This is a genomic window from Massilia sp. TWR1-2-2 (assembly GCF_049897565.1).
GTDB lineage: Bacteria > Pseudomonadota > Gammaproteobacteria > Burkholderiales > Burkholderiaceae_D > JAFCUW01.
The window spans coordinates 82,812-102,968 of record NZ_JAFCWM010000012.1 but is presented as its reverse complement, the minus strand read 5'-3'; the positions used below and the strand labels follow the sequence as shown (position 1 = coordinate 102,968).

General features: G+C 61.0%; 19 protein-coding genes and 2 pseudogenes. 10 read left to right on the top strand and 11 right to left on the bottom strand.

What is annotated here, in order from left to right; genetic code table 11:
* Positions 1 to 11: 11 nt before the first annotated feature.
* The 3 genes from ACP7DD_RS13395 to ACP7DD_RS13385 all read left to right on the top strand — a co-directional run bounded on the left by ACP7DD_RS13395 (position 12) and on the right by ACP7DD_RS13385 (position 5,295).
* The gene (locus tag ACP7DD_RS13395) at positions 12 to 2,705 is read left to right on the top strand and encodes a TonB-dependent receptor (protein WP_426175308.1); all 2,694 of its coding nucleotides are present in this window, start codon (positions 12 to 14) and stop codon (positions 2,703 to 2,705) included.
* 95 nt (positions 2,706 to 2,800) lie between these two features.
* Positions 2,801 to 3,493 carry a PepSY domain-containing protein gene (locus ACP7DD_RS13390; protein ID WP_426175307.1) on the top strand — a complete coding sequence of 231 codons (693 nt, stop codon included), beginning with the start codon at positions 2,801 to 2,803 and terminating at the stop codon, positions 3,491 to 3,493.
* Positions 3,490 to 5,295 carry a 2Fe-2S iron-sulfur cluster-binding protein gene (locus ACP7DD_RS13385; RefSeq protein WP_426175306.1) on the top strand — a complete coding sequence of 602 codons (1,806 nt, stop codon included), beginning with the start codon at positions 3,490 to 3,492 and terminating at the stop codon, positions 5,293 to 5,295. The genes ACP7DD_RS13390 and ACP7DD_RS13385 overlap by 4 nt, the downstream gene beginning before the upstream one ends.
* Positions 5,296 to 5,329: 34 nt before the next feature.
* On the opposite strand, the gene cueR is transcribed toward ACP7DD_RS13385, so the two are convergent.
* Positions 5,330 to 5,749: a Cu(I)-responsive transcriptional regulator gene (cueR, locus tag ACP7DD_RS13380; RefSeq protein ID WP_426175305.1), complete on the bottom strand. Its 420-nt coding sequence runs from the start codon at positions 5,747 to 5,749 to the stop codon at positions 5,330 to 5,332.
* A 239-nt stretch (positions 5,750 to 5,988) separates the two neighbouring features.
* On the opposite strand from cueR, the gene ACP7DD_RS13375 reads away from it, so the two are divergent.
* Positions 5,989 to 8,484, top strand: coding sequence for a heavy metal translocating P-type ATPase (locus ACP7DD_RS13375; RefSeq protein WP_426175304.1), 2,496 nt, complete (start codon positions 5,989 to 5,991; stop codon positions 8,482 to 8,484).
* A 206-nt stretch (positions 8,485 to 8,690) separates the two neighbouring features.
* On the opposite strand, the gene ACP7DD_RS13370 is transcribed toward ACP7DD_RS13375, so the two are convergent.
* The 5 genes and pseudogenes from ACP7DD_RS13370 to ACP7DD_RS13350 form a co-directional block, all read right to left on the bottom strand.
* Positions 8,691 to 9,632: a copper resistance D family protein gene (locus ACP7DD_RS13370; protein ID WP_426175303.1), complete on the bottom strand. Its 942-nt coding sequence runs from the start codon at positions 9,630 to 9,632 to the stop codon at positions 8,691 to 8,693.
* A gap of 1 nt (position 9,633) precedes the next feature.
* Complete coding sequence (gene copC / locus ACP7DD_RS13365; protein ID WP_426175302.1) at positions 9,634 to 9,999, bottom strand: copper homeostasis periplasmic binding protein CopC; 366 nt, start codon at positions 9,997 to 9,999, stop codon at positions 9,634 to 9,636.
* 80 nt (positions 10,000 to 10,079) lie between these two features.
* Positions 10,080 to 10,466 carry a copper-binding protein gene (locus ACP7DD_RS13360; protein ID WP_426175301.1) on the bottom strand — a complete coding sequence of 129 codons (387 nt, stop codon included), beginning with the start codon at positions 10,464 to 10,466 and terminating at the stop codon, positions 10,080 to 10,082.
* A gap of 90 nt (positions 10,467 to 10,556) precedes the next feature.
* Positions 10,557 to 11,361, bottom strand: a pseudogene (locus tag ACP7DD_RS13355) (multicopper oxidase domain-containing protein).
* 19 nt (positions 11,362 to 11,380) lie between these two features.
* Positions 11,381 to 11,710 (bottom strand): annotated as a pseudogene (locus ACP7DD_RS13350) (TolC family protein); the annotation flags it as partial.
* Between the two features lie 279 nt (positions 11,711 to 11,989).
* On the opposite strand from ACP7DD_RS13350, the gene ACP7DD_RS13345 reads away from it, so the two are divergent.
* The 6 genes from ACP7DD_RS13345 (at position 11,990) to ACP7DD_RS13320 (ending at position 16,529) form a co-directional block, all read left to right on the top strand.
* Positions 11,990 to 12,235, top strand: a complete 246-nt coding sequence (locus ACP7DD_RS13345; RefSeq protein ID WP_426175300.1) for a hypothetical protein — start codon at positions 11,990 to 11,992, stop codon at positions 12,233 to 12,235.
* 105 nt (positions 12,236 to 12,340) lie between these two features.
* Positions 12,341 to 12,706, top strand: a complete 366-nt coding sequence (gene copC / locus ACP7DD_RS13340; protein WP_426175299.1) for a copper homeostasis periplasmic binding protein CopC — start codon at positions 12,341 to 12,343, stop codon at positions 12,704 to 12,706.
* A gap of 1 nt (position 12,707) precedes the next feature.
* On the top strand, positions 12,708 to 13,649 hold the full coding sequence (locus ACP7DD_RS13335; RefSeq protein WP_426175298.1) for a CopD family protein: 942 nt from the start codon (positions 12,708 to 12,710) through the stop codon (positions 13,647 to 13,649).
* A 41-nt stretch (positions 13,650 to 13,690) separates the two neighbouring features.
* Positions 13,691 to 14,134 carry a YybH family protein gene (locus tag ACP7DD_RS13330; RefSeq protein ID WP_426175296.1) on the top strand — a complete coding sequence of 148 codons (444 nt, stop codon included), beginning with the start codon at positions 13,691 to 13,693 and terminating at the stop codon, positions 14,132 to 14,134.
* Positions 14,135 to 14,457: 323 nt separating this feature from the next.
* On the top strand, positions 14,458 to 15,141 hold the full coding sequence (locus ACP7DD_RS13325) for a heavy metal response regulator transcription factor (protein WP_426175295.1): 684 nt from the start codon (positions 14,458 to 14,460) through the stop codon (positions 15,139 to 15,141).
* Positions 15,132 to 16,529, top strand: a complete 1,398-nt coding sequence (locus ACP7DD_RS13320; RefSeq protein ID WP_426175294.1) for a heavy metal sensor histidine kinase — start codon at positions 15,132 to 15,134, stop codon at positions 16,527 to 16,529. Before ACP7DD_RS13325 ends, ACP7DD_RS13320 begins: the two co-directional genes overlap by 10 nt.
* A 61-nt stretch (positions 16,530 to 16,590) precedes the next feature.
* Here ACP7DD_RS13320 and ACP7DD_RS13315 read toward each other — a convergent pair whose 3' ends face one another.
* From ACP7DD_RS13315 to ACP7DD_RS13295, 5 genes are all read right to left on the bottom strand, one after another.
* Positions 16,591 to 17,016 carry a DUF305 domain-containing protein gene (locus tag ACP7DD_RS13315; protein WP_426175293.1) on the bottom strand — a complete coding sequence of 142 codons (426 nt, stop codon included), beginning with the start codon at positions 17,014 to 17,016 and terminating at the stop codon, positions 16,591 to 16,593.
* 40 nt (positions 17,017 to 17,056) lie between these two features.
* On the bottom strand, positions 17,057 to 17,407 hold the full coding sequence (locus tag ACP7DD_RS13310) for a four-helix bundle copper-binding protein (RefSeq protein WP_426175292.1): 351 nt from the start codon (positions 17,405 to 17,407) through the stop codon (positions 17,057 to 17,059).
* 60 nt (positions 17,408 to 17,467) lie between these two features.
* A complete protein-coding gene (locus ACP7DD_RS13305; protein WP_426175386.1) occupies positions 17,468 to 18,082 on the bottom strand; it encodes a copper-binding protein in 615 nt (204 codons plus the stop codon).
* A gap of 84 nt (positions 18,083 to 18,166) precedes the next feature.
* Positions 18,167 to 18,706 (bottom strand): cupredoxin domain-containing protein, encoded by a 540-nt coding sequence (locus ACP7DD_RS13300; RefSeq protein ID WP_426175385.1) that lies wholly within the window; start codon positions 18,704 to 18,706, stop codon positions 18,167 to 18,169.
* A gap of 50 nt (positions 18,707 to 18,756) precedes the next feature.
* Complete coding sequence (locus ACP7DD_RS13295) at positions 18,757 to 20,148, bottom strand: multicopper oxidase family protein (RefSeq protein WP_426175291.1); 1,392 nt, start codon at positions 20,146 to 20,148, stop codon at positions 18,757 to 18,759.
* Positions 20,149 to 20,157: the final 9 nt, after the last annotated feature.

Below are 20,157 nucleotides of genomic sequence, written 5' to 3'. Positions count from 1 at the left end.
CAGGAGAGTAAATGTCTAACAGGTACGTTCCAACAGCAACAGCCCTTGGTCTTTTGATTTTCAGTAACGGCGCCTATTCGCAGTCCGCCTCAGATACCGCCGGCCCCATTGAACGGGTGCAAATCACCGGCAGCCGCATCAACCTTAAGCAAGCCCAGCTTTCCGGTGTAGGTCCCGTAACCGTGATCGATGCCGATACCATCCAGCGGTCTGGCGCGATTTCCGTGGAAACTTTGCTGCAGCGGCTGCCTTCATCCGCGGGCACCGCCGGCAACCAGTCCAGTGCGTACTGGACTAGCAATGGCTACGGCACAACGCAAGTGAACCTGCGCGGCCTGGGCACTGACCGTACGCTGGTGCTGCTGAACGGCCGCCGCGTCGTCTCTGGTGGCACTGGCGCGAACAGCTCGGTCGACCTGAACATGATTCCGATCGCGATGATCGAGCGCGTGGAAGTGCTCAAGGACGGCGCATCGGCTATTTATGGCGCCGACGCAGTTGCCGGTGTCGTCAATATCATCACCAAGAAAGCGTTTGAAGGGGTTGAAATCTCGGCGCGCTACGGAAAAACCGAACGCGGCGACGGTTCGGAAAAGGCGCTCGATCTCACCTGGGGAACGCGCAGTGAACGAGGCTCCCTGATCGGGTCGCTCAATTTTTCTGAAAGCGGTACAGTCAATCTGGCCTCCCGCGCACCTTGTGCGTTGTTTGAAGATGACGGTCAGCTGGTATGCTCGGGAAGCTCCTCCACACTCGGCGGGCGCGCACGCCTGGCCAACGGACGCCGCGTCAACTTCAACCAGGATCCGAACGGCAATCCGCGCGGCTACGAGACGTATTCGGCAGCCAAACACGGCTACAACAGCAACCCATCCCTCAACGCCGTCAACCCGATCAAGCGGATCGGCATGAGCGCCTTCGGCAACCTTCGCTTGAACGACAAGGTAGAGCTCTTCACCGAATTGATGTTCACGAACCGCCAGTCCGAGCAGCTGGCAACACCGGGCGCGATCGGTGCAACCCGGCCGATCCGTATTTCCGCATCTCACCCGACCAACCCGACCGGGCAAGACCTGGTGCTGGAACGTCGCCGCGTGGGCGAAGTCGGCCCGCGCATTTTTTTCCAGGAAACCAATACGTTTCGCGTCGTGACTGGATTAAAAGGCGTCCTGAACGACAAATGGGATTGGTCGGCATCTGCCAACTGGGGCCGCAACACTGGCGTCGACGGCATGACGAACATCATCAATCTCGATCGGGTAGACGCGACGCTGAATGCGGCAACTTGCGGCTCCAGCCCGACCGCGGCGCCGTGCGGCAACTATCTGGGGTACGGCAATCTGACGAAAGGTGTGCTCGACTACATCCACACGAATACCCGCGACAACGGTGGCAACGACCAGAAAAGCTTTAACGCGAGCATCAGTGGCCAGCTGTTCGACCTTCCCGCAGGCACGGTAGGGGTCGCCACCGGGTTTGAATACCGTAAAGAAAAGGGCTGGCGCGATCCCGACAGCCTCATCGTGTCCGGTGCCGCCAATACCAACGCACAAGATCCGATCGCCGGCGAATACGCGGCCCGAGAAGTGTTTGCAGAACTGTCGGTCCCGTTGCTGGCGAAGCTGCCGTTGATCGACTCGCTGACGCTTAACGGCGCCGCGCGTTACTCCGACTACAGCCTGTTTGGCTCGAAGAGTACGTACAAGGTTGGTCTCGATTGGCAAGTCATTGCGTCGCTTAAGGTGCGGGCCAACAAGTCCACCGCTTTCCGCGTGCCGAACGTACCGGAGCTCTTCGGCGGCGTCTCGGAAGGCAACCTGACCACGACCGATCCTTGCAACAGCTGGAATACTCAGGACCCAAATTCGGCCGTGTATAAAAATTGCCAGGCTGCGCGCCTACCGCGTGGTTTCCGGCAGTTCGGACCGTCGATCCTTACGACAGGCGGCGGCAACGTCAACCTGGAACCGGAAGATGCCAAGACGTTCACCGTGGGCGCTGTCTGGACGCCGTCGAAGGCGGTGACCGTGACCCTCGACTATTTCAATATTGAAATCAACAACGCTATCGAGACCGTTCCAGGGTCGACCAAGCTGTCGGTGTGCTACAACTCGCCGAACTTGTCGCACCTGTTCTGCAGCCCGTCGAGCTTCACCCGCGATCCGCAAACGGGAGAAATCAATTTCCTTTCCTCGCAGCCTGCAAACGCCGCGCAGCAACGGGTTTCGGGCGTCGACTTCGGCGCGATGTATGACTTCAGACTGTTCGGCTGGAATGCGTCTGCGACGGCGGATGTCTCGCGCCTGAACCGCTTTGACGTCACGCCTTTTCCGGGCGGCGATACGATCGTTTACGCAGGAAAGATCACTGGCGGGCGCGGCAGCTACGCGGAGTGGCGTTCGTCGACCGGGCTGACGTTGGTGAACGGCGCCTGGTCCGGTTCGTACAACATCCAGTACATCGGCGCTGCCGATGACATTAACGCCGCCCCAACCGACATCGGCGCGAGCGCACCGAGCGTGCAGTACCATAACGCCAGCGTGAAGTATGCGTTCAGCAAAGCGATGTCGGTATCGTTTGGAGTCGATAACCTGTTCGACAAAAAGCCACCGTATATCCAGAGCTGGACCGACGGTAACACCGATACGATGACGTATGATCTGCTCGGCCGGCGCTGGCATGCGCGCCTGGCATACCGCTTTTAAGCAGCCCCTGCGCCGCGGTCCCTCGGGGGCCGCGGTATTTCCTGTCCTCGCCATCGAGCCAGCACTCGAGAGGCGCAGCTATCGGCGAATCTGACATGCAATTATCTTTCTGGGTGCGCCGCACTCACAAATGGATCGGGTTGGTGATCGGCGTGCAAGCGCTGCTTTGGATGATAAGCGGCCTCTACATGGTAGTGGTTCCGCTCGAGGTCATCCATGGCGATCACCTTGCGCACGTTTCCACAATTCCACTTAATCCTGCCGCCAGGCGCGTGGACCACGGCGAACTGGCCAAACTCTATCCCGGCATCACGTCACTGCGCCTGAAGAACATGTTGGGCAGGGAAGTCTATGAGATCAAGCAGGGCAAGGACGCGGCGCTCGTTGACGCGACGAGCGGGAAAAAGATCAGCCCGCTAGACCGCGACACCATCAAGGCCCTGGCTGACGACGCTTATGTCGGCGAAGGCAGTATCAGCGGTATCGAATGGGTCGTCAAAGCGCCGCGCGAAGTCGGCGCGCGCCCCTTGCCGCTTTGGGCCGTGCACTACGAAGAATTCGGCGACACGACGCTCTACTATTCGCCGCATACGGGCGACCTGGTCGCGCGGCGCCACAATCTTTGGCGCTGGTTCGATTTCGTGTGGATGCTCCACATCATGGACTATCAGGAACGGGAAGACGTGAACAACACCTTGCTCCGGATCGCTTCGCTGACAGGACTGGCATTCGCGCTCAGCGGAGCTTGGTTGCTGCTATACAGTTTCAAGCGGAGGAATCGCGCATGACGCCATGGATGCGAAAGATTCACAAATGGGTGGGCCTGATCATCGCCATCCAGTTTGTGCTGTGGATGTCGAGCGGTGTTTTGATGAGCTTGCTCGACGCTGAAAAAGTAAGAGGGCGTGAATTCCGCGTCAAGCCTGCGCCCGCCGCGCAGTGGCCGGTCGACGCGCTGCCGGTCGATGCAGTGCTGGCAATTAGCGGCAAGCAGGTCATGATGATTACATCGGGCTGGCTGCTCGATATGCCGGTCTATCGCCTCGTCAATGACAAGGCGACATGGTTGGTGGAGGCACGTGATGGACAGCCGATCGCACTGAACGCCAAACTGGTGATGGCGATTGCGCAGGCGTCCTATTCCGGTACCGCAACGCCGTCGACACCGCGCCTGCTCAATTACACGCTCGAAACGCGCAGCCACAAGGAGCCGGTCTGGCGCGTCGATTTCAACGACGCCGATGAGACCTCCGTCTACGTGTCGGCAAATACCGGCAATGTGCTCGAGCACCGGAATAGTACCTGGCGCTTGTTCGACTTTTTCTGGATGTTGCACATCATGGATTACGCCGAGCGTGCCGACTTCAACAACAAGCTGTTGGTCACGAGCGCGGTTGCTGGACTGTCGATGGCGCTGACCGGCGTCTGGCTGCTGTTCGCCAGTTTCCGTCTGTCCGAAATGATTCCCGCGCGCTTGCGCCGCAGGGGCGCTGTGAACGTCTTCGCGAACGGTGGCAGCAAGCTTCGTACTGTGCCGGCGTCGAACGGCGACACCGTGTTCCAGGCGCTCGCCCGGGACGGCCTCCAGTTGCCGTCCAATTGCGGTGGTGGCCAAAGTTGCGGGCTGTGCGAGGTGCGCTGCATCGGCAAGGCGCCGGCGCCGACCAGTGCCGACCGCGCGCTGCTGTCGGCGCAAAAACTGGCGGCAGGATACCGGCTCGCTTGCAACCTGCCGGTCGATGGCAGTGTCGACATCGAAGTCGCTGGCGAGGCAGTCCTGACGACCGAATACGAAGCGACAGTGACAAGCGTGAATGCATTGACGCCATTCTTGCGCGAGATTACGATCCGTCCCCGGACGAGAGTGGCGTGCCGCCCAGGAGCATACATCCAGATCCACGTACCTGATTACGCACGCGATGCGGCGCATATTACGATGCCTGAGCATCACCGCGGCGACTGGGATCGATTGCAGCTTCCGCCGAAACTGGTGAATCCCGATCCGATCCGGCGATCATACTCGCTGGCTATCCCGGTTGAGAAGGTTGGCGGCCAGCTCACGTTGCTAGTGCGATTTTTGCCGGGGCAAAATCCGGGCAAAGGCTCGAGCTACATGTACACATTGAAGGAAGGTGACATCGTAAAGTTCAGTGGCGCTTTCGGAGACTTTGCAATCAGGCCAGGGGGACGAGAAAAGATATTCATTGGAGGTGGAGCAGGTATGGCCCCTTTGCGTGCGATGATCCACTCGCTACTTGAAAACGGAGCGGATGAACCGATGCACTTCTGGTATGGCGCGCGCAGCGAACGGGACGCGCCATATCTCGAAGAAATGAAGACATTCGCCGACAAGCACACGAACTTCAGATGGCAGCTTGTGTTGTCAGAAGAAACCGACGGTGCCGGGGGCGTAAAAACCGGGCTGGTCCATGAGGCTGCGCGCGATGCGTTCCTGATCTTGCACCCTGATTTGAACTCCTGCGATTTTTACCTCTGTGGGCCGCCACCGATGCTTGCGGCGACGCGCGAGCTGCTGCACCAGTTGGGCGTCAGCGAGGAGCACATCGCTTTTGACGATTTTAAGGTATGAGTCGGTAGCGCTTCTAACGGTGGGTGGTTAACGCTTATGCGGCGTACAACTGCTCACCATGCGCATTTGATCTGGACAGGTTATCAAGAATCGGGCATTCGGGCCTACTGTTGCCTTGGCAGCAATCCGACAGATGCTGAAGCTGGTCGCGGATGGACTGAAGATTCGCGATGTCCTGGTCAAGTTCGGAAATGTACTGGTGCGCCAGCGTTTTCACGTCGGCGCTCTCCCGATCCCGGTCGTTCCACAGTCCCAGCAAAGTCTTGATGCGAGCGATCGAAAAGCCAAGGTCGCGCGAACGCTTAATGAACCGGAATGCCTGTACTTGGCTCTCAGAATACTGGCGATAGCCGGCGCTAGTGCGCTCGGATTGGGCAATCAGGCCGATGCTTTCGTAATAGCGGATCATTTTCGCGCTGACGCCCGACGCTTTCGCCGCCTGTCCAATATTCATTATTCGCCTCCATGGTTTGCGGAATGACTCCAGCCCAGTAATGTAGCACTGGCGGCGCCCCAACGAAGCCAAGCGGGGTAGGGCAGACACACCTGGCTCCTCGATATCGCACGCACGTCGTGAAATATACCCCAAACAGCCTTGACCTTCCCATCGTGGGAAGCCGTAAACTCTTTTCAACATCTATAAGAAGGGGTAGTTAAATGGCTTCCGTGGCCCAACAAGGCGCTCATCCATCCATGTCTTCAGTCACTCGTCTGAGCCTGCCGGTCGAGGGCATGGCATGTGCATCGTGTGTCGGCCGTGTCGAGCGCGCGCTGAAAGCGCTCCCCGGCGTGCAGACGGCGGCGGTCAATCTCGCCACCGAGCGCGCCGACATCACTTTCACCGGCTTGGCCGATCCGCAGGCAGCTGTCAACGCCATCAAGAGTGCTGGCTACAACGTTCGCGAAGAGACCACCGAGCTCGCGATCGACGACATGACGTGCGCGTCGTGTGTGGGCAGGGTTGAGAAGGCGCTCGCAAAAATCACGGGCGTGCTCAAAGCCACTGTCAACCTGGCAACCGAGCGCGCGTCGGTGCGCCACCTTGCCGGGCTCGTCTCCACGGCCGACCTTGAAGCGGCCGTCGAACGGGCGGGGTACAAGTCCCGCCGCTTGTCCGCCGAAACGGCGACAGCGGGCGATCAGGACGCCGAGCGTCGTGAGAGCGAGGCGCGGGCGCTGCGGCGCGCTTTGCTCATTGCAGCCATCCTCACCTTGCCAGTCTTCATCCTCGAGATGGGCTCTCACCTCATTCCCGCCATGCACCATTGGATAATGGGGGTCCTGGGTGAGCAGACGAGCTGGTATATCCAGTTCGCGCTCGCCACCCTTGTGCTGTTCGGTCCGGGTTTGCGCTTCTTCCGCAAGGGCGTACCGGCGTTGCTGCGCGGTGCCCCCGACATGAACTCGCTGGTCTCGCTCGGCACGGCGGCGGCTTATGGCTATTCGGTGGTCGCGACCTTCGTCCCCGAAGTGCTTCCACCGGGCACCGCCAACGTCTATTTCGAAGCCGCCGTGGTCATCGTGACCTTGATTCTGCTCGGACGCACGCTGGAGGCGCGCGCCAAGGGGCGAACCTCGCAGGCGATCAAGCGGCTTGTCGGACTTCAGGCCAAGACCGCGCGCGTCGAGCGCAACGGCGAGACGGTCGAGATTGCGCTCGATCAGGTGACGACCGGCGACGTCGTGCTCGTTCGTCCCGGCGAGAAGATTCCGGTCGACGGCGAGGTCGTCGAGGGTGCCTCTTATGTTGACGAGAGCATGATCACCGGCGAGCCGGTGCCCGTGTCGAAGGGGGTGGGGGCCGAAGTCGTCGGCGGCACGATCAACAAGACCGGCGCTTTCAGTTTCCGCGTCACCAAGGTCGGCGCGAACACGGTGCTCGCGCAGATCATCCGCCTGGTCGAACAAGCGCAGGGTTCCAAGCTGCCGATCCAGGCGCTGGTCGACAAGGTGACAATGTGGTTCGTCCCGGCGGTGATGGCAGCGGCCGCGCTGACCTTCCTGGTCTGGCTGATGTTCGGTCCGGACTCGGCGCTGACTTTCGCGCTCGTCAATGCGGTCGCGGTCCTCATCATCGCCTGCCCGTGCGCCATGGGGCTGGCCACGCCGACCTCGATCATGGTCGGTACCGGCCGCGCGGCCGAGCTCGGCATTCTCTTCCGCAAGGGCGAAGCCTTGCAGGCGCTGCGCGATGTGAGCGTCATCGCGCTCGACAAGACCGGCACACTGACCAAGGGCCGCCCCGAGCTGACCGACCTCGTTACTGCCGAGGGCTTCGAATATAACGAAGTTTTGGCCCTCGTTGCGGCGGTCGAGACCCGCTCCGAGCATCCGATCGCCGAAGCGATCGTCGCAGCCGCTAAGCAGCGAGCCATCACGCTCGCACCCATCGACGGCTTCGACGCGACACCGGGCTTCGGCGTGTCGGCCAAGGTCGCCGGTCGGATCGTCGCCGTCGGCGCGGACCGGTTCATGACGCAGCTCGGTCTTGATGTGTCGAGCTTCCTGCCGACCGCCCAGCGTCTCGGCGAGCAAGGCAAGAGTCCTCTGTATGCCGCGATCGACGGCCGCCTGGCGGCGGTGATCGCGGTCGCCGATCCGATCAGGGAAACGACGCCGGCGGCGATCAAGGCGCTGCACGCGCTCGGACTCAAGGTCGCGATGATCACCGGCGACAACGCAGCGACGGCCGCGGCGATCGCCAGGCAGCTAGGCATCGATGACGTCGCGGCCGAGGTCTTGCCCGGCGGCAAGGTCGCGGCGCTGAAGCAGTTTCGGATCAATGGCGCGCGGGTCGCCTTCGTGGGCGACGGCATCAACGACGCGCCGGCGCTGGCCGAAGCGGACGTTGGGCTCGCCATCGGCACGGGAACCGATGTGGCGATCGAGGCGGCTGACGTGGTGCTGATGTCGGGCGACCTGCGTGGCGTGCCCGATGCCATCGCGCTCAGCAAGGCGACGATCCGCAACATCAAGCAAAACCTGTTCTGGGCCTTCGCCTACAACGCCGTGCTGATCCCGGTCGCGGCCGGCGCGCTCTACCCGGTGAACGGCACCTTGCTTTCGCCGATCTTCGCCGCGGCCGCGATGACGTTCTCCAGCGTCTTTGTAATCGGCAACGCGCTCCGGCTCAAGCGCTTTCGGGCGCCGATGACGGTCGAAAGCCGCACCGAGACACTGGCGAGCTGAGCCGACCGCCGCAGCGGCGGCGGAACAGCGTTATGAGCTTCGGGCAACGGAATGCATCTTGGAGCGCCTGGCAGACCTGGTCGCAGTTGAGCATCAGCATGCATGCACCATCCGGGAGGAGTTGACGGAGCTTAGAGCGTCGTATGCGCTTATACCCAACAAGTCGTTGAAATCGGGATTGAATAGCGCCGACCTGATCGAGCCGACTAGCCCGCTGCGGGGGGGGATGTCGAGCTAAGGACCGCTGCGAGGATGAGCGCGGCGAACAGGACGATTGCTTCGATTTGCAGCACCAGGGTAAACCGGCGCCCGGTGTCCAATGTCCTGTCAGCAGAGTCGCGTAACTGAACAAGCAGAGCAGGCATGACAAAAAAACGGTTCGCTCCCCCCAACATGGTCGCGGTGGCGACGAGCGTTAATTTGATCAGCAAGGTCGTCGCGTACGGGTTGCCGATCGTATTTTCGACACTGCCGAGCCCGCGCCATGCGCCGACCAGGCCGGTAACGAAGATGCCAACCAACGCAATAGTGGCCGAGCGCGACAATGCTGCGATGTATCGAGCGCGTTCTTGCCGCTCGTCCTGGGCGCTTCCCGCGGCTTCGCGGAGCGTGACCAGGCCGGCGACAACGACCTCACCAAGCCACAAGCTGATCAGGACGAGATGAATCCAGTCGGCTGCCACAGCCCAGCTGGCGTCGCCCCCTGCGCCAGCGTGACTGACAATGCTGCGGCTGTAGAGAAAGACGCCGAGCGCCAGGAGTCGAACCAGGTTCGCGGCGCGGGCGTGATCAGGCCGCCATGGGACGGCGGTAACCATGGCAACCAAAGCCAACGCGGACATGCCAATCGTCCAGCCGAGCCCGTAATGAGTAGCCGTCAGCACCGAAGACACTGCGGGGCCGGCCGCTGTGACCGGGACCTCAGCCATGGCCGCGGCCTCGAGCCATAACACCATTCCATAGGAAAGTATGGCGGCCACGACTGCAGCCTGGGCGAGCGCGCGCAATCGGACGAGGCAGCGCGCGGACCATGTCGACTGCCCGGCGCGGAGCCAGGCGGTCGACATGCTGGAACCGGTAACGACCGCGACGGACAGGTTCAACGCCACAGTCGCGGCGAGTTGAGCCGACGGAATTTCCAGCACCATCCTATTTGACCTTGAACGAGAACGCGCCTTTGACCTTGTGGCCGTCGCGAGTCACCGTCGCCCACTGGACCTGATACGAACCCGGGTGCAATGGCGGGATGGCGGCGATCATGGCCTTGGGATCCGATTTGTCCAGGCCGAGCTTTGAAAGTTCAACCGCAACACCTTTTTGGTCCAGCAGCCTTACTTTGCTGAACGGTAGTTCAATTGGTTCGTTGAATTGCAAGCGAACTTCTTTGGGCGCCGCAGCGACAACGGAACCGGCCTTTGGCGACGACGCCTCGAGCCTGGCGTGCGCCTGCGCGCTTGCGCTGAAGGCCGTTGCGATCGTCATCGTGGCGAGTGCCGCCAAGTGTTTGATGTTCAAGTCTTTCTCCTTTTGCTTTTCAGCCTACCTCGCGCAAGAGTGTGCACGGGTTTGTTTAACCGGAACCCGCGCGGCGGTGGTTACTTCACGTGCTCGAGGTGCACCACGGTAATCGCGCCGTCGATTTTCTCAGCGATAAATTTGACTTTGTCGCCCACCTTTACCTGATCGAGCATGGCTGGGTCTTGCGCGCGAAATACCATCGTCATGGCCGGCATAGCGAGCGCTTTCAGTTCGCCATGGAGAAGCGTCACCTTGCCGGCCTCCTTGTCGACCTTTTTGACTTCGCCATCAACGAGCCGGCCTGCCACGGCGCCCTTGGTGACCGATTTAGCTGCATTCGGCACGGTCGCCGCTGGCGTCCCATGCGCCGCATGGGATCCGTGGCCGGCTTCCTGCGCGACCGCGGTTGCGGCGCAGGAGAGGGCGACGATAGTGGCGACTGCAAGTTGCGAGAGTGTGTTCATGGTGATTCCTTTCGTTTTGTTTAAGTGGTAGTGCTTGTACACGTCGGTGCGTCCAGTGGCTTGCACCAGGAGGACGTTTTCGATCAGCTATCAGTGGTGTGCGCCGTGGCCGGATGGCTTGCGGACGTTGACCTCGACTTCCGGGCGCCTGGTCGCGACAGGCATTGCCTGTCCGCCAGCAGAGTTGTTGCGCACCGGCGCCGGTGCTTCGCCCTTCCATTCGTAGGCGACGGTCCCGGCCGGATGCTTGTACCAGCCCGGATCCTTGTAGTCGCCCGGCTTCTGGTCCTTGCGAACCTTCAAGACCGTGAACATGCCGCCCATCTCGACTCCGCCGAAGGGTCCCTGGCCCGTCATCATCGGCAAGGTGTTCTCGGGCAGCGGCATCTCCATGTCGCCCATCGAGCCGCCTTTGTCGCCCATCACCATGTAGTCCGGCACCAGGTCGTTGATCTTCTTGGCCACGTCGCGGCATGGTCGGCCTTCGTGCCCCATCGCGTTCATGGTGTGATGCGACTTGTGGCAGTGAAAGGCCCAGTCGCCCGGATCGGTGGCGATAAACTCGATCGCCCTCGACCACTTCGATGGTCGGACCCGGGCTCTGGCCGTTGTAACCCCACAGGTTCGCCTTCATGCCGGGTGCGATTTCGCGCACGACCGGTTCGGCGATAAGGTGGAACTCCTTGACCCCGTTGTTCATTCGCCAGGGGAGGGACCAACCATTCAGAGTGACCACCCCGTTGTATGGACGGCCGTTGGGAGGCGCCAGCGGCGGCTGTGTCTGCGCGGTGTTCATCATCGGCGCTTCGGGCAGCGTTGCGGCACCTGCGCGACTGACGAGGCCAGCTCCGACCATGGCGGCGGCACCGGTAAAGAAATTTCGACGTGAAGTCATGGATGATCCATTAATTCAATTAATGTGCCGGGGCAGCTTCGCCAGAAACGGGTTGCCGAATTTGCAGCGCGGAGCCGCCAGTGCCGTTGATTGCAGCCTGCAGGTCAGTTTCCGCAAGCCAGAAGTCACGCTGGGCTTCGATGGCCACGTTGACACTGATAATTTGAGCGCGCGAGTCGGCCAGCAGCTCGAACACACTAATGAGCATACCGTTCTATCTGAGGAGCGTTTCCTCCGACATCGACTTCCTTAACGGGACAATCTGGTCGCGGTAGTGCTTGGCAAGGTCAAAGGTTGTCCGATACGCGGAGTAAGCCTCGCGTGCCTGGGAGCGCGCCTGGATTGCCGTGTGGTTTCGATTGCGCGGCCATTGTACTTCCCGGCTTTTATCCGCCAAGCTCCCGGATTGGGATAGCCCGCGCCAGAAGGCCAAGCTGATGGGGCACGACGCGCTCGTGTATCCCGCGATTCCCGGGGAGCTGTGAATGGCCCGGAATGCTCGTGTTATCTGAATGTAATAATTCACTGATTTTTTTGGTCTAAAATGTGCCGTTTTCGTCGGCCCTTTCGCCACCCGGACGGGGACGTGCAGTACCAACTTACGCATCGGGCAACTTTCAGGAAAAGCATGGGATTTTCGTATTCGGTTCGGCGCTGCCACAAGTGGATTGCCCTGGTCGTGGGCGTGCAGGCGCTGTTGTGGATGGCCAGCGGCGTCTATATGACGGTGGTGCCGCTGAACCGTCATACGTACCTGGAATCCTGCTATTTCTACGTTTGCGGTCCGCCCGCGATGCTGCACACAACCAGAAACATGCTGTCCGAGATGGGCGTGCCCGAGACCCGCCGCTCGTTCGACGATTCCAAGATATGACGCTACCGCAGGAGCGGAGCGCGGGATGAACCGGGGCGGCTTAACCTTGACACTATGGGAAGCGCCAAAATGCCGTGTAACACGATAATCGAAAAGGAGATCAACATGAACACGAGAAACATTATCCTGGCCCTCAGTCTGGCAATCGGTGGCCTGACTGCGAACCTGGCCCAAGCCCACGTAAAAATAGACACCGCCGAACCAAAGGCAGACAGCGAACTGAGCGCGGCGCCAAAACAGATCCGGTTACATTTTAATGAAACGCTCGAGCCCGCCTTTAGCAAGATCACGTTGTTCGATGCTAAAAGCGCCGCGATCAAGTTGCCGAAAACGGTTATCGACAAAGCCGACATCAAAACGATGTCGGCCCAGCTTCCTGCGCTTCGCGCCGGGCAATACCTGGTCCGTTGGTCGACCATGTCTCGCGACGGCCACAAGGTGAAGGGGGAATACCGCTTCAACGTCAAATAAGATGGCGTTCGACGTGCAAATGGCCATTTACAGCGCCACCGTCGTGCTCAATCTGACGCTGGCAGTGGCGGTTGGGGCTGTCATGGCAGCGCTGTGGCTGGCCACAGGGACGACGGCCTGGTCCGCATCGCAGTTGCGCCTCGTCCGTGCGGCGCGCATTGGCGCGACCGTGGCTGCCATGGCTGCTTTGGGTTCGCTCCTGCCGTTCGTCTCGGCGTCCATGGCCGAGGTGCCGATCGCCGAGGCCGGTGAAGCGATGGGCGCGATGCTCACCGAAAGCCACTTCGGACTGGCCTGGGCAGTGGGCATGGGTGCGCTTTTCACGGCCATGCTGGCGTCGGCCGTTCCGGTATCCAGGCAACGCCTGCGCGCCGCAGCGCTTGTGAATTTACTTGCCCTGGCCGTGGCGCTTTACACGCGCAGCATGGTGAGCCACGCGGCGGCCGAAGGCGATCTGAGCTTGGCGATTGTCGTCGATTGGATGCATTTGTGTCTGGTCAGCGTCTGGGTGGGCGAAGTCTCTGTCGCAGGTTTTGTAACGCTCAGCAGTACGGTCGCCCAGCCTGCGGCCGCACATGCGGAAACAGCGCGCTACGTCGAGCACTTGTCGTCGTCGGCAACGGTTGCGCTTGCCGGCATCTTCGCCACGGGCCTGTTCAGCGCCTGGCACAACCTGGGCGGTATAGCGGGCTGGAGCGGAAATGCCTATAGCAACGTACTGCTGTTCAAGCTGGCCCTGGTAGCGCTTGCCGCCATGCTCGGCGCCTTCAACCGTTTCAGCGTGATGCCTTCGCTGCTTGCCGGCTTGCGCGGGCTGAATGCCGGGGCCGCGGCGCCCATGCGGCGTTTTACGCTCAATTTGCGCATTGAAGCCGTTGTGTTATTCGCAGTCCTGGTCGCCGCCGCCATTCTGAGCGCGACATCGCCGCCCACCGCGGCTTAGCGCTACCTTCCGATCCGAAAACAATTAAAGGAAGAAATAAAATGATTAGAGATTCGGTACTCTCAGTATTGCTCGCAGTTGCATCGATCCACGCGTTCGCCGCGCCTGCCGCCGGGGACCCGAACGCGTCGCTGTCCGCATTTCACGCGGCGCTTGCCAGAGGCGACAAGGCGACAGCCCTCTCGCTGCTGGCGCCAAATGTGGCGATCTACGAGTCGGGCTTCGTCGAGGCATCGCGGGACGACTATGCGCATCACCATGTGGACGGCGATATCGCATTCGCGAAGACCTCGACGCGCAAGGTGCTCAGGCATTCCGAGAAAATGGCAGGCAATACCGCCATCATCTGGGAAGAAACGGAAACAACCGGAACCTCCCGTGGAAATCCGGTCCACTCCTTTGGTACGGAAACAGCCTTGCTGGAAAAGACGGGCGCCCAGTGGGTCATTACGCATGTTCATTGGTCATCGCGCAAGGCCAAGTGATGGTTATCCGTTGAACCCCAAGCGCCGCAGCCGTTCCAACAGTGGCATATTCATCCGCTTTGGCCCGTTATCTGGAGGTAGCTATGAAACGCAGCTGAAAGCCGGAGCACCATCACGGCGGGGCGTCGCAAGCGGGGCCGGCGGCCGCGCTGCGCGACCCTGAAACCGGATCTGTTCCGAATGGCGGCGCCGCGCCCGCCCGGGTCAAACATGAAAAGCGCGCGGCGCCCGGATAATAGAAATCTGTCGGCCCGATTACATTTTTGTTATTTTTTGTCGCCACGCCCTGATAAGCGCAAAATGTCGCTTGGAACGGGAGAAGCATGAAAATTCTGATTGTGGAAGACGAAGTCAAGACCGGCGACTACCTGAAACAGGGCTTGGTCGAGGCAGGATTCGTCGTCGACCTGGTGCGCGACGGGGCGAACGGGCTGCACTACGCCCTGACGGAAGCCTACGACCTGCTGGTCCTGGACGTGATGCTGCCGGGCCTTGACGGATGGTCGGTCCTGGCTGCCGTACGCAAGGCGGGCAAGGATGTGCCAGTCCTGTTCCTGACCGCCCGTGACCAGGTCGAGGACCGAGTGCGCGGCCTCGAGGAAGGGGCCGACGACTATCTCGTCAAGCCGTTCGCTTTTTCCGAACTGCTGGCCCGCGTGCGTACCTTGCTGCGCCGCGGCAGCAAGGGGAAAGAGGCTGCATTTCTGCAGGCGGCCGACCTTGAGCTGGACCTGATCCGACGCCGCGTCCTTCGCGCCGGTAAGCGAATCGACCTCACGGCCAAGGAATTCGCGCTGCTCGAGCTGCTGTTGCGGCGCCAGGGTGAAGTCCTCCCGCGCTCCCTCATCGCCTCGCAGGTATGGGACATGAACTTCGACAGCGACACCAATGTCATCGAGGTCGCGATGCGGCGCCTGCGGGCAAAGGTCGACGAAGGGTTCGAGCCCAAGCTGATCCACACGGTGCGCGGGATGGGATATGTGCTGGAGGCCGATCCATGCGATTAGGGTTAAGCGGGCGCACTTCGCTCACTGTCCGGCTCACCGTCCTGTTTGCAACCGCCTCGACTGCGGTGCTTCTCCTCCTCGGCTACCTGGTCGCCACCTCGGTGGGGCAGCATTTCGAGCAGCAGGATATGGAAGTGCTAAGCGGAAAGATGGAGCTGGTCGAACACGCCCTCCAGAAAGTGCGTTCGCGCGACGAGCTTGCCCAGCTGCCTTCGCTGCTGAGCGATTCTCTTGTAGGGCACCACAGCCTGGACATTCTGCTCATTTCCCCGGACGGTACCGTGCTGTTCTCGACCACGGGAGCGCAATTTCCGGACTCGGTGCTGCGCGCGGCCAGTTCGAAAGTGGGCGGGAGCGCGGTATGGCGCAAGGGGGCTGATCATCCGGTGCGCGGCATCACCAAGCATGCCGCAACGGGAATTGCTGGCGCCAGCCCTGCAACGATCGCGATCGCGACCGATATCGGGCACCACGCGCGCTTCATGGGCGATTTTCAACGCACGCTATGGGGCGTGGTGGGGCTCGGAGCCGTGCTGACGGGTTTGCTCGGCTGGGGCGCGGCGAGGCGTGGTCTGGCGCCGTTGCGTGCTATGGGCCGCGAAGCCGGCGCCATCACGGCGCGCCGTCTGGACACGCGGCTGTCGGTCGATACAGTGCCTGCCGAACTGGCCGAGCTGGCCGACACCCTCAACACCATGCTTGCGCGCCTCGAAGACTCGTTCAGGCGCCTGTCGAACTTTTCGTCGGACCTGGCCCATGAGCTGCGCACTCCAGTGAGCAATCTGCTGACGCAAACGCAGGTGACGCTGTCGAAATCGCGCACCGTCACCGAGTATCGCGATATTCTTGCGTCCAATGCGGAGGAATTCGAGCGCCTGTCGCGCATCGTCTCCGACATGCTCTTTCTCGCAAAATCGGAAAACGACCTCGTGGTGCCCAACCGTGAACCGGTCAGCCTGGCCGACGAGGTCAGGAGCGTTCTGGAATTTTACGAAGCGCTCGCGGACGAAAAAGGCATTGCCGTCGCGCTGTTGGGCGAGGGATCGATCTCGGGCGACCGCCTCATGATCCGCCGTGCGATCAACAATCTGGTGTCGAACGCCGTCAGGCACACTTCGGAGGGTGGCACGATCACTGTTCGGATCGTGCAACGTGGGGCGGCGGTAACCGAGCTGCAGGTTGAGAACGCGGGCGATGGCATCGCCCCCGAGCATCTCCCGCGCCTGTTCGACCGGTTCTACCGGATCGACTTCGCGCGCCAACGGCAAAGCGACGGCGCCGGGCTCGGGCTGGCAATCACCCGGTCGATTGTCCGGGCTCATGGCGGCGACGCGGCCGCCTATTCAAAGGACGGCCTGTCCACGTTTTGCCTCAGTTTCCCGGCCTGACTCTTTTGCCCGCTCCTTGCAGAGCGAACTGACGCGCACGGCGGGGTTTCTTGCGCAGACGTTATTTCGCCGGATGCGGGTGCTTCTTCATCCACGCCTCGAACATGGCAATTTCCTTTTTCTGCGCCGCGATGATTTTCTTCGCCGCGCTAATCATTTGTTTGTCCTTGCCGTGCTCGATCTGGGCTTGCGCCATGTCGATGGCACCCTGGTGGTGGCCCACCATCATCATGGCGAAGTCCATGTCCTGGTTTCCAGTCATGGCCATGTTTTTCATTTTCTTTTGCATCTCATCCATCGAAGCATGCATGGGCATCGACGTTTTTCCTGCCGCGTGCGCAGGTTTGCTCATATCGTGCTGGGCGTGCCCGGCGCTTTGCGCCAGAGCCGGACCGGCAACAGCCAGTGCGCCTGCAGACACGGCGGCCGACAGGATCAGTTTCGCTGCGGTGGTTGAGAGGAAACGACGGTTGGTTGTCAAGGTCATGGTGCAGCTCCTAGTGTGTGAATGGTTCAGTCGATTGTGTTCAGTGCACGGCGCCGGACATCGCGCGGCAACTCTCGGCGCAAGACCTGCAGGCCTGCACGCAGGCCTCCATGCCGCCGATCTGTTCGCAACTGGCCGCGCACGCTTCGCACACTTGTGCGCACACGGCGCACAACTGGGCACTGAAGGCCGAACCGCTCAGTTGCAGATTGGCTGATGTCTGACAAAGTTCGGCGCAGTTCATCATCAGCCGAAAATGCGCAGGCTCGATATGGCTGCCTCCGACTTCGAGGCAATGGGTCAATGCGGTCTGCAGGCAGAGGTGATGGCACTTGGTGCACGCGTGAATGCATGCCTGCATGTCGTGGGATGTCGGGGAATCATGTTGCATGGCCAGCCTTTCCGGTTAATGATTGAAACGGCGCAGCCGACTGACCACACCGGCGCTTCTTTACATTGAGGCTTGGAGTGCTGTGATGGTAAAAGCGCCGTTAATCTTTTCGGCTGTGAATTTCACCTTGTCGCCGGTCTTCACCTGCTCGAGCATGACAGCATCCTTGACCTTGAAGACCATCGTCATGGCCGGCATGTCGAGGTTGGCGAGGGGGCCGTGTTTTACAGTGATTTTGCCGGCTTCCTTGTCGACTTTTTTGATCTCGCCATCCGATTGCAGCTGTGCGACGGCCTTCGTGTCAACCGCTGGCATTGTTTCGGCGACCTTGGATTGACCCGCGATGGTCGCTGACTGCAGTGCGGTGACAGTCAGGGCTCCGCTCAACTTTTCGGCGGTAAATTTGACCTTGTCGCCGACTTTGACCTGCTCCAGCATTGTCGGATCCTTGACCTTGAAGACCATGGTCATGGGCGCCATGTCCAGGTTGGCGAGGCGGCCGTGCTTGATCGTGATTTTGCCAACTTCTTTGTCGACTTTCTTGATTTCGCCGTCCGATTGCGGCTGAGCGGCCTGCGTTGCAGCCGCTTTCGTCGCAGCGGAAGGGGCGCCATGGTCGTGGCCTGAAGCTTTGGCCAGGGCGGGAATGCCTGCGGCGACGATCAGGCCAAGCATTATTTTCGATATGGTTTTCATGGTGATTCCTTTGGGTAACGATGTGTGGCTCGCAGATATTGGGTCTCAGCGCAGGTGCATCGGTCACTTCACGGCGACCTTGCCCTTCATGCCGGCGTCGAAATGTCCCGGCTGCAGGCATACAAAGTCGACTTTGCCGGCAGCGGTGAACTTCCAGATCAGTTCACCGGACTTGCCCGGTTCGACCGACGCCATGTTCTCCTCCGCGTGTTCCATCTCCGGGTTCTTGCGCATCAGGTCGGCATGCTTTTTCAGATCGCTCATCGAGCCCAGCACCATTTCGTGCTTGAGCTTGCCTGAATTGGTCACAACGAAGCGCACGGTTTCACCGCGTTTTACTTTGATGGACGACGGGTTGAAACGCATGGCGTCCGTCATATCGACTGTTACGGTGCGCTTCGCATCCGCGCCCTGGCCGGGAATCCCGATTGGCGCTCCATGCGATGGGCCTGCCTTGGCCGCGCCATGCGGATGGGCGGCGCTCTTGTCGTGCTGATACTGGACGGGCGACGCCTGCGGCGCGGCTGCGGGGTGCTCGCCCTCATGCGCGGCGGCGCCGTTTATCAAAGCTAATGTTGCCGCCGCGATCAAAATATGTTTCATCATGTTGTTCTCTCCTGTAATAGCGCCTGCGGCTCCAATGAATTGTGGTGCTAGTGGGACCCGTGACCGCTTCCCTTGCGGACCTTCAAGACTTTCTCGCCTGGCTCAGGCGCGGCCGCTGCGGTGCCCGGCGACTGCTGCGCCGCCGGCAGACCCGCTTCGCCGCCTTGCCATTCATACGCCACGGTGCCGGCCGGGTGCTTGTACCAGCCCGGATCCTTGTAGTCCCCGCGCGCCTGTCCCTTGCGCACTTTCACGGTCGTGAACATGCCGCCCATTTCAATGCCGCCGAACGGACCGGTGCCGGTCATCATCGGCAAGGTGTTTTCCGGCAGTGGCATTTCCATGTCGCCCATCGAGCCGCCCTTGTCCCCCATGACCATGTAGTCGGGAACGAGCTTGTTGATTTTCTCGGCGATGCCGCGGTGATCGACGCCGATCAGCGTGGGAACGTCATGCCCCATCGCGTTCATTGTGTGGTGCGACTTGTGGCAGTGGAACGCCCAGTCGCCCGGCTCGGTCGCGTCGAATTCGATCGCTCGCATCTGGCCAACCGCGATGTCCGTTGTTACTTCCGGCCAGCGCGACGCCGGGTTGGTCCAGCCGCCGTCGGTGCCGGCCACGACAAATTCGTGCCCGTGCAGGTGGATGGGGTGATTGGTCATTGTAAGGTTGCCCACGCGAATGCGAACCCTGTCGTTCAGGCCGCAGACCATCGAATCGATGCCCGGGAACACCCGGCTGTTGAAAGTCCACAGATTAAAATCGGTCATGGTCGCGGTCTTCGGGGTGGCGCTGCCGGGCTCGATGTCATAGGCGTTGAGCAGGAAGCAGAAGTCGCGGTCGACGCGGTGCGCATTGACGTCTTTCGGGTGAGTCACCCAAAACCCCATCATCCCCATCGCCATCTGCGTCATTTCATCGGCATGCGGGTGGTACATGAACGTCCCGGGCCGCTTGGCAATGAATTCGTACACGAACGTCTTGCCCGGCTTGATGCCCGGCTGGGTCAGCCCGGTGACGCCGTCCATCCCTGCGGGCAGGCGCTGGCCATGCCAGTGGATGCTGGTGTGCTCGGGCAGCTTGTTGGTCACGAACAGGCGCACGCGGTCGCCTTCGACCACCTCGATGGTCGGACCAGGCGACTGTCCGTTGTAACCCCACAAATGGGCCTTCATGCCCGGGGCGAGTTCGCGCACCACAGGCTCGGCCACAAGGTGGAATTCCTTGACGCCGTTGTTCATACGCCAGGGCAGCGTCCAGCCGTTGAGCGTGACGACGGGGTTGTATGGGCGTCCGTTAGGCGGACTCAGCGGCGGTTGGGTCGCGGCCTTGTCCATCTGCGGCGCCTCGGGGAGCGAAGCTGCGCCAACGCGGCTGACCAGCCCGGCGCTCAGCGCCACTGCGCCGGCGCCACCAAAAAAATCTCTGCGTGAAACCATTGTCTATTC

Excerpts from the sequence above, each read along its gene's own strand:
- ACP7DD_RS13315 (WP_426175293.1), bottom strand. The coding sequence starts at position 17,016 with ATGACCTTGACAACCAACCGTCGTTTCCTCTCAACCACCGCAGCGAAA.
- ACP7DD_RS13305 (WP_426175386.1), bottom strand. The coding sequence starts at position 18,082 with ATGCTTGGCCTGATCGTCGCCGCAGGCATTCCCGCCCTGGCCAAAGCT.
- copC (WP_426175299.1), top strand. The coding sequence starts at position 12,341 with ATGAACACGAGAAACATTATCCTGGCCCTCAGTCTGGCAATCGGTGGC.
- ACP7DD_RS13295 (WP_426175291.1), bottom strand. The coding sequence starts at position 20,148 with ATGGTTTCACGCAGAGATTTTTTTGGTGGCGCCGGCGCAGTGGCGCTG.
- ACP7DD_RS13370 (WP_426175303.1), bottom strand. The coding sequence starts at position 9,632 with ATGGTGCTGGAAATTCCGTCGGCTCAACTCGCCGCGACTGTGGCGTTG.
- ACP7DD_RS13335 (WP_426175298.1), top strand. The coding sequence starts at position 12,708 with ATGGCGTTCGACGTGCAAATGGCCATTTACAGCGCCACCGTCGTGCTC.
- ACP7DD_RS13310 (WP_426175292.1), bottom strand. The coding sequence starts at position 17,407 with ATGCAACATGATTCCCCGACATCCCACGACATGCAGGCATGCATTCAC.
- ACP7DD_RS13345 (WP_426175300.1), top strand. The coding sequence starts at position 11,990 with ATGGGATTTTCGTATTCGGTTCGGCGCTGCCACAAGTGGATTGCCCTG.
- ACP7DD_RS13320 (WP_426175294.1), top strand. The coding sequence starts at position 15,132 with ATGCGATTAGGGTTAAGCGGGCGCACTTCGCTCACTGTCCGGCTCACC.
- ACP7DD_RS13390 (WP_426175307.1), top strand. The coding sequence starts at position 2,801 with ATGCAATTATCTTTCTGGGTGCGCCGCACTCACAAATGGATCGGGTTG.
- ACP7DD_RS13395 (WP_426175308.1), top strand. The coding sequence starts at position 12 with ATGTCTAACAGGTACGTTCCAACAGCAACAGCCCTTGGTCTTTTGATT.
- ACP7DD_RS13360 (WP_426175301.1), bottom strand. The coding sequence starts at position 10,466 with ATGAACACACTCTCGCAACTTGCAGTCGCCACTATCGTCGCCCTCTCC.
- cueR (WP_426175305.1), bottom strand. The coding sequence starts at position 5,749 with ATGAATATTGGACAGGCGGCGAAAGCGTCGGGCGTCAGCGCGAAAATG.
- ACP7DD_RS13330 (WP_426175296.1), top strand. The coding sequence starts at position 13,691 with ATGATTAGAGATTCGGTACTCTCAGTATTGCTCGCAGTTGCATCGATC.
- ACP7DD_RS13300 (WP_426175385.1), bottom strand. The coding sequence starts at position 18,706 with ATGAAACATATTTTGATCGCGGCGGCAACATTAGCTTTGATAAACGGC.
- ACP7DD_RS13375 (WP_426175304.1), top strand. The coding sequence starts at position 5,989 with ATGTCTTCAGTCACTCGTCTGAGCCTGCCGGTCGAGGGCATGGCATGT.
- ACP7DD_RS13325 (WP_426175295.1), top strand. The coding sequence starts at position 14,458 with ATGAAAATTCTGATTGTGGAAGACGAAGTCAAGACCGGCGACTACCTG.
- ACP7DD_RS13385 (WP_426175306.1), top strand. The coding sequence starts at position 3,490 with ATGACGCCATGGATGCGAAAGATTCACAAATGGGTGGGCCTGATCATC.